This window comes from Pseudomonas antarctica, assembly GCF_900624995.1.
GTDB lineage: Bacteria > Pseudomonadota > Gammaproteobacteria > Pseudomonadales > Pseudomonadaceae > Aquipseudomonas > Aquipseudomonas antarctica.
Map to the genome: position 1 here is coordinate 1 of NZ_UYXQ01000117.1, position 11,939 is coordinate 11,939.

The 11,939-nt window shown below is 58.5% G+C and carries 13 protein-coding genes and 1 pseudogene; 9 read left to right on the forward strand and 5 right to left on the reverse strand.

Annotated features, from left to right (window positions below; all coding sequences use genetic code 11):
* Window positions 1–626: M35 family metalloendopeptidase (locus E0F99_RS25580; RefSeq protein ID WP_479725193.1), on the forward strand; the 626-nt coding region annotated here is incomplete at its 5' end.
* Between the two features lie 19 nt (window positions 627–645).
* On the opposite strand, the gene E0F99_RS25585 is transcribed toward E0F99_RS25580, so the two are convergent.
* Window positions 646–915 carry a PepSY domain-containing protein gene (locus E0F99_RS25585; protein WP_083358677.1) on the reverse strand — a complete coding sequence of 90 codons (270 nt, stop codon included), beginning with the start codon at window positions 913–915 and terminating at the stop codon, window positions 646–648.
* Between the two features lie 152 nt (window positions 916–1,067).
* Between E0F99_RS25585 and E0F99_RS25590 the strand changes: the two genes are divergently transcribed.
* The 7 genes from E0F99_RS25590 to E0F99_RS25620 all read left to right on the forward strand — a co-directional run bounded on the left by E0F99_RS25590 (window position 1,068) and on the right by E0F99_RS25620 (window position 7,048).
* Complete coding sequence (locus E0F99_RS25590; protein WP_083358678.1) at window positions 1,068–2,063, forward strand: FecR family protein; 996 nt, start codon at window positions 1,068–1,070, stop codon at window positions 2,061–2,063.
* 316 nt (window positions 2,064–2,379) lie between these two features.
* Window positions 2,380–2,838, forward strand: a complete 459-nt coding sequence (locus E0F99_RS25595; protein ID WP_083358679.1) for a hypothetical protein — start codon at window positions 2,380–2,382, stop codon at window positions 2,836–2,838.
* A complete protein-coding gene (locus E0F99_RS25600) occupies window positions 2,835–3,398 on the forward strand; it encodes an adhesin (protein WP_083358680.1) in 564 nt (187 codons plus the stop codon). The genes E0F99_RS25595 and E0F99_RS25600 overlap by 4 nt, the downstream gene beginning before the upstream one ends.
* 67 nt (window positions 3,399–3,465) lie before the next feature.
* The gene (locus E0F99_RS25605) at window positions 3,466–4,161 is read left to right on the forward strand and encodes a heme utilization protein (RefSeq protein WP_083358681.1); all 696 of its coding nucleotides are present in this window, start codon (window positions 3,466–3,468) and stop codon (window positions 4,159–4,161) included.
* A gap of 62 nt (window positions 4,162–4,223) precedes the next feature.
* Entirely contained in the window at window positions 4,224–4,901 is a 678-nt protein-coding gene (locus E0F99_RS25610) for a C39 family peptidase (protein WP_083358682.1), read from the forward strand.
* A 37-nt stretch (window positions 4,902–4,938) separates the two neighbouring features.
* Window positions 4,939–5,688, forward strand: a complete 750-nt coding sequence (locus tag E0F99_RS25615) for a hypothetical protein (RefSeq protein ID WP_083358683.1) — start codon at window positions 4,939–4,941, stop codon at window positions 5,686–5,688.
* 49 nt (window positions 5,689–5,737) lie between these two features.
* Window positions 5,738–7,048, forward strand: coding sequence for a transporter (locus E0F99_RS25620; protein ID WP_083358684.1), 1,311 nt, complete (start codon window positions 5,738–5,740; stop codon window positions 7,046–7,048).
* Between the two features lie 102 nt (window positions 7,049–7,150).
* On the opposite strand, the gene E0F99_RS25625 is transcribed toward E0F99_RS25620, so the two are convergent.
* Window positions 7,151–8,476 carry a sigma-54 dependent transcriptional regulator gene (locus E0F99_RS25625; RefSeq protein WP_083358685.1) on the reverse strand — a complete coding sequence of 442 codons (1,326 nt, stop codon included), beginning with the start codon at window positions 8,474–8,476 and terminating at the stop codon, window positions 7,151–7,153.
* Between the two features lie 345 nt (window positions 8,477–8,821).
* Here E0F99_RS25625 and E0F99_RS25630 point away from each other — a divergent pair, with 345 nt between their 5' ends.
* Window positions 8,822–9,082: a hypothetical protein gene (locus E0F99_RS25630; RefSeq protein ID WP_083358686.1), complete on the forward strand. Its 261-nt coding sequence runs from the start codon at window positions 8,822–8,824 to the stop codon at window positions 9,080–9,082.
* A 90-nt stretch (window positions 9,083–9,172) separates the two neighbouring features.
* Here E0F99_RS25630 and E0F99_RS25635 read toward each other — a convergent pair whose 3' ends face one another.
* From E0F99_RS25635 to E0F99_RS25645, 3 genes and pseudogenes are all read right to left on the reverse strand, one after another.
* Entirely contained in the window at window positions 9,173–9,997 is an 825-nt protein-coding gene (locus E0F99_RS25635; RefSeq protein WP_083358687.1) for an HAD family hydrolase, read from the reverse strand.
* Window positions 9,994–11,517 carry a glucose-6-phosphate dehydrogenase gene (zwf, locus tag E0F99_RS25640; RefSeq protein ID WP_083358688.1) on the reverse strand — a complete coding sequence of 508 codons (1,524 nt, stop codon included), beginning with the start codon at window positions 11,515–11,517 and terminating at the stop codon, window positions 9,994–9,996. The genes E0F99_RS25635 and zwf overlap by 4 nt, the downstream gene beginning before the upstream one ends.
* A pseudogene (locus tag E0F99_RS25645) lies at window positions 11,514–11,939 on the reverse strand (phosphogluconate dehydrogenase (NAD(+)-dependent, decarboxylating)); the annotation flags it as partial. The pseudogene E0F99_RS25645 and the gene zwf, both read right to left, overlap by 4 nt.

An 11,939-nucleotide genomic window follows, 5' to 3' on the forward strand; every position in this document is an offset into this window, starting at 1 on the left:
AACCAATAAGAGAGCCCGCCTTGACCGGCCCCGACTCCCGCCACTTAGTCTGGGGGACCATGCGCCATAATGCATCAACACAATTCGCCTTTGTTAACCCCGATGATATCGATCGCAAGCTGTACTTGCTCAATCGGTTTTTTGATCCGAATTTGGATATTTATCAGAACCGCTTGAATGCCCCCTTCGACCTATCAGCCCACGCCAGGGCCAGCGTCCTGATTCATGAGTTAACGCACCTGAAACCCGGTACCGAAGACATTGCCTACCTCGACACCATGCGGCCGTTCCCTGATCTGATTGACGCGGCCAAACCCGGCGCACAGCTGATGCGCACAACGTCAGAGGATGTGCACAGGACCTCTCTGTCTACGTTGACGCCCGCGACCAAGCTGTTCAAGGCTTGGGATGACCTCTCTGCGACTTGGGAAGACTACGGGCCTGACACCTCAACCGCTAACGCCAAACGCAAAGTCCTGCGCACCACTGGCGCCATGGACCTTGATGCGGCCCGGCAGCTGTTCATGAGCGACGCCGATAAGCGCATTGACACGATTTTGGCCAACGCCGACTCAGCGACTTACCTCATTACCCAACTGGGCCGCGTATTGGATCCGGGGGCCTGAGCGGCCCCCGGCGGGCCCGTCAGTCTTTCTGATCACGCAGGATGTTGCCTGAGGCGCCGTCGATGCGCGCCTCATAAACAGTGCCATCGGACTTACGACCTTTGACTTCCCAATAGCCTTTGTCATCGGCTTCGGCGCTGTAAACCTCGACATACCCGGCCTTGGTCTTTGCGGTCTCAATGGCCTTTTCGATGGGAATCCAGCCCGCGCCTGGTTTATCTGCCAAGGCTGCGCCAGCACTGAGCAAAGCGGTGGTTGCACACAGGGCGGCTAAGGTTTTCTTCAGCATGGTCGTACTCCATTGTGGGAATGATGGACTCGTGTCCTGTGATTTCTGATATTTCCAAACGAGAATAAGTTCCAATTGATGTGCAATCGCCATGATGGCGGTTCTCGCGGTCTGCCTCGGGAGGTTAGAATGTGCGAAATCAGGATGAGTTAATGAGCGAAGAGCCCCTTTCAGAAGCCGAATATGACGCCATCACCGACGCCGCCGCGCATTGGTGCATGCGCCTGCATGCGAGTGATTGCACGGCGGTCGAGCGCCAGGCTTTTGCGCAATGGCACGATGCCGATCCGCTGCACGCCTTTGAATATGCGGCGATGCTGGAAATCTGGGACGTCGCCGACCACTTGCCCCGCAGCGAGCCTGCGCCGGTGGTGTTGTCGTTCAAGCCGCGCAGCCGCTTGCGCACCTATGCCGTGGCCGCCGCTGTCTGCCTAGTTGCGTTGCCGCTTGCGGCCTTTACCGGCTGGGAAGCGGGGTGGTTGCCGAGCGCCTACGAGCATTTCGACGCCGCCAATGGCCTGCGGCAGGTCACACTCGGCGACGGCAGCCAAGTGGAGCTGAACCTGGGCACTGAACTGGTCTACAGCAACTACAAGGACCAGCGCCGGGTGACGTTGAAAAAAGGCGAAGCGTTTTTCAACGTCACTCATGACAGCAAGCACCCGCTTATCGTCAAGGCAGGTGAAGGACAGGTTCGGGTTACGGGCACCCAGTTCAACGTCTGGAAGTATGAGGATCAGGTCCGGGTGATGTTGCTGGAAGGTTCGGTGCAGATTGCCAGCGACACGCTGCACAACAGCGTGCCGCTTAGCCCAGGCATGCAAGCCAGTTACCATCAGGGTGACGCCAGCCCGCAAATCACTGCGTTCAAACCCGATGATTCGTCACTGGCATGGCGTCAGGGCAGGCTGGTACTCGACAACCTGGCCCTGGCCGATGCACTGCCGCTGATCAACCGTTACCTGAGCAAACCGGTGATGCTGGCGGACGCCAGTACCGGGACAATTCGCATCGGCGGTATCTACAACATCAATGAGGTCAACAACCTCGTCCCTTCCCTGCCTAAGGTCTTGCCGGTATATCTGACCCAGAACCAGGACGGCAACCCCGTACTCAATTCCATCCCGCGCAAAGCGCCGAAGGGCTAAGCCCGACCTGCGCAAACGGGCGTGTCTGCGCCCGAAGTGTCCATTTTTGAAACACCGCCCTCGCCTGAGCCGCCCTCCCGGTACGGATTCATAGCTTTGTCACACGTACTGTTACATCGCTGAGACACCCGACAGGTGAGGCGGAGCATAGGCAGCCGTTTGGTGACTGTCTCAAGCATGAAACACCCTGGCCATTACTTAGCCTTGTACTAATCGCAACTAATTGAATATCAACAAAAAACAAAAAGCGGCACGCGTTCTGCTCTTTCCCTTACAGCGCTGTTTAGGGTCAGCGCGAAGAATAAGGAACATTGCCGTGGACACACACAATCCAGGTTCATTGAACCTCCTGCTGATCAGCTGTGCATTAAGTGCCAGCGTGAGCCTTCCAGTGCTCGCGGCAGGTGAGGGTGTGATCGTGATTGAACGCCAGGTTCAGCCTTACGCCATAGGCCGTGCACGCGGCACCGACCCCTACCCCACCACCGTCAATGCCAACCCATCTGCGCAAATTTTCCGTGCCTCCAGCAATGAACTCAGTGACAACGACATTGCCGGTATCAGCAGTGGCTCCAGCATGACGCGCAGCATCATGCCCAACGGCGACATCACCGGTTTGAACACTATCGGTAGCGCCAACAGCCTCGGTGCAGGCAGTGCGGCGGGCCATAGCGGCAGCGGCGGCGGTATCGCCGGCACGGTAAACGGCGCGATATCCAGCGGCCTCGCCCCACTGAATAACATCAGCGGCATGGTCGGGGGAGCAATGAAATGAACCGCGCCTGGATGCTTCTTACCGCGCTCAGTTGCACTGCAGCATTGGCCGACAGTAACAACAACGCGACCATCGATAACTCAGGCAAGCAATACCAGGGCGTTGTCACGATCAACCAGGCTGCCGGCGACCAACAACAACTGAGCAACAACGTCGCCATCACCGTGGGCAACAACGCCCAGACGAACGTCGCGCTCATGCAAAAAATCAGCGGCGCTGCGGCCGACCGCACCCTGAACGCCAAAGCCGCGATCCAGGGCAACTCTTTGAGCAATGGCAACGGTGCACTGAGCGTCAATCAGTCCGCCGGGGCCCAGAACCAGATGATCAATGCGGTGCGAATCAGCGTCAGCGCTGGCCCGCAAAGCATCGACGACAGCGTCATGTCGCAACAGAACGTTGCGCTTGCAACCGACTCAGGGTTGACCCCTATCACTGGCAGCCGCCAGGTCGTTACCAGCGACCAGGCCTTCACCGGCAGCCGTGGAGTGGTTCAGGTCAATCAGAGCGCCGGGGTGGGGAACCGAGTGGCTAACACCCTGAATGTACGACTCAACTGATGGAGCTGAGTCGATCGTTAGACCGTACCAACACTTAACCAACTAATTAGAAGCAAGGAGATACACCATGAAACCTACAATGGCTCTTAAACCACTGGCTTTCGCTCTCGCTGCGCTCATGGCTGTTGCTGCTCAAGCGGATCAACCTAGCTATCATCCACAGCCTGCGCCAACCACGGCTGCCGCCACTACACTCGATGGTCAAAGCAACCATGGCAACGTGGTGCTCAACGACAAAACCAAAAACAACGCCTCGGCCAATGATTCCTACAACCACATCAGTGGCGTGGCCAACGGCAACGTGCTGAGCGGCGACAACAACCAAGGCAAAAACGATGTCGCCATCGTTTCCGGCGATGCAGACTTCGTGTTCGCCAGCACCGGCACCGCTCAATCGAACACCGGCAACCTGGTGGTCAACAGCGGCACCAAAAACAACGCTTCGCTCAACGACAGCGGCAACCATGCCTCGGGCATCATCCAGCTGAACGCTGCCTCGGGCACCTCCAACCAGGCCAGCAACAGCGTTGCAATTGCCTCCGGCAATGGCGACGGCGGTGCTGCAAGCGTCACGGGTGTGCAGGACGTGTCGGGCAACCTGACCCTTAACCTGAGCAGCGGCCACGGCTGGAGCACCAAACCTGTCGTGAACAACGCCAGCGTGAACAACTCGATGAACTACAGCTCGGGCGTCTCGAACTCCAACGTTCTGTCGGGCAGCAACAACCAAGGTCAGAACAACGTAGCAATCACTCGCTTCTGATCCAGATAGGGCCTTGGCAACAAGGCCCTTTTTATTCCCAGTGTCCAACAGGTCATACGATCATGCGCCTCGTTGCCTTCCTCCTTCTGCTCGCATGCACCGGCTCGACATGGGCAGGGCAAGTGGCAATCGCCCTGCCCGGCGGTGGGTTGATGTACAAAAAGGTCGAGAGCATCCGCGAGCGCAAATTCGCCAACCTGGTGGAACAGAAAACCGATTTCAGCTGCGGCGCCGCCGCACTGGCGACCATCCTGCGCCAAGCCTATTGGATGGACGTGGATGAAGACCACGTGATCAAGGGCATGCTGGTCAACGCCAACCAGGACCTGGTGCGTACTCAAGGCTTTTCGATGCTCGACATGAAGCGCTACCTGGAGAGCATCCACATGCGCGCCAAGGGCTACCGGATTACGCCTGAGGTACTGATTACGGTGAAAGTGCCCGTCGTCGTACTGCTGGAGATTCGCGGCTACAAGCACTTCGTGGTGCTGCAGCGAGCCGACAAGGACTGGGTCTATATCGGCGACCCCGTGCTGGGCAACAAGCGCTATGCCAAAGACGATTTCGTCAATGGCTGGAACGGCATTGTGTTCGCGGTGATCGGCGAGGGTTATGACAAGGCCAACGCCCTGCTCACTCCGCGCACCCCGCTGACCGCCAAGAACCAGTTGAACGCGTTCAGTCCGGTACGCGACAGTGAATTGATGGACTTCGGTTTCATCCAGAGCGACTTCTTCTAGAAGCGCGATAAGGAGCAGGACGCTCCAGGAGCAAACGATGAACACTCTCCGTTGGCTGGCGGTCATCTGCCTGGCAGCCTCAGCACCCGCTTATGCTTCCTCGGCGTTCAAGCCGATCGAACTCAAGGACTCGGAAATGGCTGACCTGCGCGGGCGTTATGTGATGCCTGGACGAATTGTCAGCTTCGGCATTGTAATGAGCAGCACCTGGACCAACGCCACCGGTGCGACCGTCACTGGCACGGCGAATATGCAGGTCAACGCCTCCACCATTACGCCGCAGTTCTACGTGCAGATTACCGGCAACAATGGCAACGGCGTGACCAAGCAGCCTGACGGCACCGGGACCGTCGTGGGTGGCGCCGGCCTTGGCAGCGGCCAGGGCGTAGTGCAAAGCGTACGGGCGGCCGGTGATGGCAACACAGCCACCAACGGCGTCGATATCAACGTCAACAAAAACGGCTTGGCACCCGCCAACTACGTGCAATCCGGGCAAGCATTGATGGCAGGCCAGCCGATTACCGGCGGCACTGCGGCGGGCCAAGTCACCGTGACGGCCAACAATGGCGGGCTGCAAATGGCACTCCAGGCCAATAACAACCAGGGCAATGTGGTGCAGCAAATCGGCGGCGGCAACGTCCTGCAAGGCACTGTTATTCAAGGCAACAGCAATTTCGTGAACAACCTGACCCAGCTCAATGTGGTCCTGGGCAACAACGGGTTGAACAACGTCACGCAGAACCTGAATCTTGATCAACTCAAAGGCCTACGCCCTGCCGGTTATTGAACTACGCTGAGCCACGACACTTACGCATTAGAAAGGGACGGCTTATTTCATGCATCGATCGTTATCGTTACGTGCCGTGGTTTGTTTGAGTACGCTCCTCCCCGCCTCCGTGCTTTATGCCGCGCAGGATACCGATATTGAAAGTTTGAAACAGGAACTGATGGCGCTCAAGCAACGCTATGAAGTGCAGCAAAAAGCACTGGCCGTACTGGAGCAACGCGTAAGACAAGTAGAAGACCAGCCCGCCACACCCGCCCCGAAACGCTTGGCCAAGTCACCTGCCGACTTCCAGAAAGGCACCACCACGGTGGCCGGTAATACACGCGGCGTCGGCGCGGCCGCGGCCTCCGGCGGTGCAGGGGGTGGCAGTTCATACGGGCAAAGTCTCAAGGACGACTCAGCCCCGGCACAAAGCGTGAGCAACTTGTACAATGAGGCCAGTGGATTCTTCGGCAACGGCAAGTTCAGCGTTGAAACCGGCATCAGCTATTCCCGCTACGACGCGCGCCAGTTGTCGCTTAACGGTTTCCTGGCACTGGACTCGATCTTCCTTGGCAACATCAACCTGGATCGGATCAAGTCAGACAGTTGGACCCTGGACCTCACCGGCCGCTACAACCTGGACAACCGTTGGCAATTCGACTTGAACGTGCCGGTGGTGTATCGCGAATCGACTTACCAATCGGGGGGCGCCGGCGGTAACTCCAACGCCACCTCGGAAGGCTCGGTCACCCGCGACCCAACCATCGGCGATGTTAACTTCGGCATTGCGTACAAGTTTCTCGACGAGAGCGCCAACCTGCCGGATGCGGTGGTGTCGGTACGCGTCAAGGCCCCTACCGGCCAAGACCCGTATGGCATCAAGCTGATCGCGCAACCGGGCAACGATAACCTCGCCGTGCCGGAAAGCCTGCCCACGGGTAACGGTGTGTGGTCGGTGACGCCTGGCATTTCCCTGGTCAAGACCTTCGACCCGGCCGTGCTGTTCGGTTCGCTGTCCTATACCCATAACTTCGAGGATTCGTTCAGCGATATCAGCCCTAACGTTAACCAGAAGATCCCCGGCAAAATCAGCCTGGGTGACAGCTTCCAGCTCGGTGTAGGCGTCGCTTTCGCCCTCAACGAGAAGATGAGCATGTCGTTCTCGGTGACCGATCTGGTGCAACGCAAGAGCCGGGTCAAGCAAAGCGGCCAGGATTGGCAATCGGTGGTTTCCAGCGATGCCAACGCCGGTTATTTCAACGTGGGCATGACGATTGCGGCGTCGGATAACCTGACAATTGTGCCGAACCTGTCGATTGGGATGACGGATGATGCGCCGGACTTTACGTTCAGTTTGAAGTTTCCGTATTACTTTTGATGGAGGGGCTGCTTCGCAGCCCAACGCGGGATAAGCCCGCTCGCCACAGCTAAAAGCCCCGCAACGATAAGGGTCGTTGCGGGGCTTTTCGGTTTACCCGCCCTAGCGGATCTGGTGTTTGTGCAGCAACCGGTAGAACGTCGGCCGGGACACCCCCAACACACGGGCCGCGACACTCAGGTTGTCGCTGTGCCGGTTGAGCACATCGCACAGCGCCTGGCGTTCGGCGCGGTGTTTGTAATCTTCCAGTGTCGCCATCGGCGGCCCGATTGCCTGCTCGCCTTGCAATCCCAGATCAACAGCCTCGATCTGACGCCCTTCCGCCAGCACCAAGCCACGGCGCACACGGTTGGCCAGCTCGCGCACATTGCCCGGCCACGGGTGTTGCCCCATGGCCACCAATGCATCTTCGCTGAAACTGCGCGGGCGGCGGCCGGTTTCCCGGCTGTAAAAACGCGAAAAGTGATTGGCCAGCATCGCCACGTCGCCATGGCGCTCGCGCAACGGGGCGGTGATCACCTGCAAGACATTGAGCCGGTAGTACAGGTCTTCGCGGAAGGCGCCCTTCGCAACCGCCGCTTCCAGGTCGACGTGGGTTGCTGCCAGCACCCGCACATCCACCGGGATGGGCTGGCTGCCGCCGACGCGCTCGATCTGTTTTTCCTGCAGAAAACGCAGCAGGTTGGCTTGCAGCTCCATCGGCAAATCGCCAATTTCATCGAGAAACAGCGTACCTCCATGGGCCGCCTCGATGCGCCCGACCTTGCGCTGGTGCGCACCGGTAAACGCACCTTTTTCATGGCCGAACAGTTCGGACTGGATCAAGTGTTCGGGAATGGCCCCGCAGTTGATCGCAACAAACGGCTTGGCATGCCGCTGGGATTTGCGATGCAGGGTTTTGGCTACCAGCTCTTTGCCGGTGCCGCTGTCCCCGCGAATCAGTACCGGGGATTCGGTAGGCGCAAGCTTGGCCAGCAGTTTGCGCAGTTCACGGAGGGGTCGGCTGTCGCCGAGTAACTCATGTTCGGGCTCGTCAACCAGCGCGTAGCCTTTGCCGCGCAAGCGCGCCATGCCGAACGCACGCCCCAAAGTGACCTGCACACGTGCAACATCAAACGGTAACGTGTGGAAGTCGAAAAACCACTCGCACACAAAATCACCGACATTTTGCAGGCGTACAACATCCTGGCTGAGCACGGCGATCCATTCGGTACCGCTGCGGCTGATCAACTCCTTGACCGCTTCGGGCCGCTCAAGGTGCTCGGGCTGCAAACGCAGCAAGCCCACATCACAGGACCTGTCACCCACCGCGCCGAGCGCACAGCTGTCCACTTGCCACCCGGCAGCGCGAAGACCGGGCAATAGCGCATGGCAGTCTTCACAGGGATCAACCACCAGCAGGCGTCGTTGGGCAGGTGTAACAAGCATGACTATTCCTTGGCGCCAAAATTATTAAAGTTATTTAGAAACAGGAGCTTGTGAAGCCTGGCGTTAACACTAACAAGGTATTGACGCACGCCTTGTACCGTTTCGCTATAAGTGTTGGCAAAAAGCCACTTCCTGGGGTTTTCCGGCAGAAAAGTTGAAGTGCGTCAAAACGTCATACGGCTTTCAAAACAGCCGCTTACATGACGTTAATCACGGAAAGTTGAAATTTCTCGCTCTAACATGTGACCCGTACCCCGCCATCGTGCATCAGTACAAGTAACTCACCGTTTGGCCCGCCCAACCAACGGTACACACTTGAATGGGCATTTTAGAGAGAAGACCCACATGAACGCCCCGCTCCGCATCAACGAAGCTCTTTTGATCGCAGACCGCGCTTTCCAGCCCTTTCAGTGCGTGGCCTGGCACGATGGCAACGGCGCCCTCAGCCTGAGCGTCATCGACCGCACCAATACCCGTATCGGCAGCAAACAGCTGTCTTCGAGTGCTTATACCGATCCGGCGCAATTGGAAGATTTGCTGTTACAGGCGCGCGCCGAACTCGACAAAGATGGCCATCAGTTGCAGTCGTGGGCGATGCCAAAGTAAATCGACAGAGCAACTTCCGATCATTGCCTGCAAGCAGAAACAATGATCGGAAGTTCGGTGTCAGCGCAGGGTCGATTCAACGTGGCACTGTTAGTACGCCGCGAGAATAAACCGTTCAATGGCTTGCGCAGCGCCGTCGTCGATATTGCTATCGGTGACAACACTGGCTTGGCGCTTGACGGCCTCTTCAGCCTGGCCCATGGCAATCGATAGACCCGCCACGTGAAACATCGCCGGGTCGTTGCCGCCATCGCCAATGGCAGCCGTCTGTTCCAGCGGCACCCCGAGGTGGGCAGCCAGGGATTTCAGTGCATCGCCTTTGTTGGCCAGCATCGCCGTCACATCCAGGTAAATCGGTTGCGAGCGTGATACATGGGCCAGCCCCTGCACTTTAGGCTGCAACTGCGCCTCCAGCTCGACCAGTAACGGCGCGTTGCGACTCGCCGCGACGATCTTGTCGACCCGATCCAGATACGGCTCAAAACTCTCCACAACCAGTGGCCCGTACCCCAGGCCAGCCGCTTCCACGGCAACCATCGGCCCCGGTGGATCACGTCGCAGCCATTCACCGTCGGCAAACAGCCAGACTTCTACGTCCGGCTCTGCGGAAAATAGCGCCAAGGTCACCAACGCCGCTTCAGCCGGCAGATGATGCGCCAGCAGTATGCTGCCATCGGGATTGACCAACGTACCGCCGTTAAAACCCGCCACCGGTACATCGATGCCGAACGCCTCGACCATGTGCATCATGGCCTTGGGCGGTCGCCCGCTGGCCAGGCTGAACAATACCCCTGCATCGCGCAGTGCGCGCACCGTATCGATAGTGCGCTGACTGGGCGTGTGATCGGCGCGCAGCAGCGTGCCGTCCATATCACTCAATACAAACCGGATGGGATGGATCGCGGCGTCACTCATCCGAGGCTATGCCAGGCGCGGCCATCGCGGGCCAACAACGCATCGGCAGCGGCCGGGCCATCTTCACCGGCCTTATAGGCCTGGATACCGTCGTCCTCTTTCCAGGCATCAAGGAACGGCTGCACCGCACGCCAGCCGTTTTCAATGTTGTCGGCGCGCTGAAACAGGGTCTGATCACCGGTCATGCAGTCGTAGATCAGGGTTTCGTAACCCGTCGACGGCTGCATCTCGAAGAAGTCCTTGTAGTCAAAACCCAGCTCGATACTGGCCATCTCCAGGGTCGGCCCAGGCTTCTTGGCCAGCAGGTCGAACCACATGCCTTCATTCGGTTGGATCTGGATCTTGAGATAGGTGGGCCTGAGCTCATCCACTTCGGTGTCGCGAAACTGCGCGTAGGGTGCGTGCTTGAAGCAGATCACGATTTCAGTGTCGCGAATGCTCATGCGTTTGCCGGTACGCAAGTAAAACGGCACGCCGACCCAGCGCCAGTTGTCGATCATGACCTTGAGGGCCACAAACGTCTCTGTGCTGCTGTCGGGCGCAACATTGGCTTCTTCGCGGTAACCGGGAAGCGGCTTGCCGGCGATTTCGCCAGCGGTATATTGGCCGCGTACCGAGTTGGCCCGCGCATCGTCCAAGGACCAGGGCCGGATAGCCCCAACGACCTTGGCCTTCTCGCCACGCACCGCATCTGCGCCAAATGCCGCTGGCGGCTCCATGGCCACCATCGCCAGCAACTGGAACAGGTGGTTGGGCACCATGTCGCGCAGGGTACCGGTTTTTTCGAAGAAATTGCCCCGGGTTTCCACGCCGACGGTTTCTGCCGCGGTGATCTGCACGTGATCGATGTAATGGTTGTTCCAGAACGCTTCGAACAGCACGTTGGAGAAACGGCTGATCAGAATGTTCTGCACCGTCTCCTTGCCCAGATAATGGTCAATGCGATAGATCTGCTTCTCGCTCATCACCTTGAGTAGGCACGCGTTCAGCGCTTCGGCGGTGGCAAGGTCAGAGCCGAACGGCTTTTCGATCACCACACGGCGGAAGCCATCGTCGGTTTCGTTAAGCAAACCGGCGCTGCCCAGACGCTGCACCACTTCACTGAAAAAGCGCGGTGCGGTGGCCAGGTAGAACACTGCGTTGGCGGTGCCGCTGTCGGCGATCTTCTTGCCGATGTCGGCGTAGGTGCTGTCGTCGAGGAAGTCACCCTCGACGTAGCTGATGCCTTTGGCCAACTGCGCCCACAGCTCAGGGTCGAGGGCGTTATCGCCATTGCCCTTGACCTTGCTCGCAGCTTCGGTACGGATGAAGTCCTCGAGTTTCTTGGCAAAGTCGGCGTCACTGATGGCGTTGTGATCAACGCCAACAATGCGCAGGCCGTCACCCAGTAAGCCGTCGCGACTCAAGTTGTACAGCGCCGGCATCAGCAGGCGCTTGACCAGGTCGCCATGGGCGCCAAACAGAAACAGCGTGGTCGGTGGCGCGGGTTCGGCCTTGGGTTTCTTGCCGTTAACGGTCATTTTTTGGAAGTCTCCACATGGCCGCCAAAACCGAAGCGCATGGCAGACAGCATTTTGTCACCGTAGGTGCTCTGCTGGCGGGAACGGAAACGCGCAAACAACGAAGTGGACAGCACCGGTACCGGCACCGCTTGCTCCATAGCCGCTTCGATGGTCCAGCGGCCTTCGCCACTGTCAGCCACGGAGCCGGAGTAACCGTCCAGTTTCGGGTCGGTGGCCAAGGCGTCGGCGGTCAGGTCCAGCAACCACGACGAGACCACGCTGCCTCGACGCCAGACTTCGGCGATGTCGGCGACGTTGAGATCAAAGCGCTGATCTTGCGGCAGGTTTTCCGAGTTCTTGGTCTTGAGAATGTCAAAACCTTCGGCAAACGCCTGCATCATCCCGTACTCGATGCCGTTGTGAATCATCTTCACAAAATC

Bases quoted from the DNA above. Each gene is read 5' to 3' on its own strand.
- E0F99_RS25585 (WP_083358677.1), bottom strand. From the start codon at position 915: ATGCTGAAGAAAACCTTAGCCGCCCTGTGTGCAACCACCGCTTTGCTC.
- E0F99_RS25590 (WP_083358678.1), top strand. From the start codon at position 1,068: ATGAGCGAAGAGCCCCTTTCAGAAGCCGAATATGACGCCATCACCGAC.
- E0F99_RS25600 (WP_083358680.1), top strand. From the start codon at position 2,835: ATGAACCGCGCCTGGATGCTTCTTACCGCGCTCAGTTGCACTGCAGCA.
- E0F99_RS25605 (WP_083358681.1), top strand. From the start codon at position 3,466: ATGAAACCTACAATGGCTCTTAAACCACTGGCTTTCGCTCTCGCTGCG.
- E0F99_RS25610 (WP_083358682.1), top strand. From the start codon at position 4,224: ATGCGCCTCGTTGCCTTCCTCCTTCTGCTCGCATGCACCGGCTCGACA.
- E0F99_RS25615 (WP_083358683.1), top strand. From the start codon at position 4,939: ATGAACACTCTCCGTTGGCTGGCGGTCATCTGCCTGGCAGCCTCAGCA.
- E0F99_RS25620 (WP_083358684.1), top strand. From the start codon at position 5,738: ATGCATCGATCGTTATCGTTACGTGCCGTGGTTTGTTTGAGTACGCTC.
- E0F99_RS25625 (WP_083358685.1), bottom strand. From the start codon at position 8,476: ATGCTTGTTACACCTGCCCAACGACGCCTGCTGGTGGTTGATCCCTGT.
- E0F99_RS25630 (WP_083358686.1), top strand. From the start codon at position 8,822: ATGAACGCCCCGCTCCGCATCAACGAAGCTCTTTTGATCGCAGACCGC.
- E0F99_RS25635 (WP_083358687.1), bottom strand. From the start codon at position 9,997: ATGAGTGACGCCGCGATCCATCCCATCCGGTTTGTATTGAGTGATATG.
- zwf (WP_083358688.1), bottom strand. From the start codon at position 11,517: ATGACCGTTAACGGCAAGAAACCCAAGGCCGAACCCGCGCCACCGACC.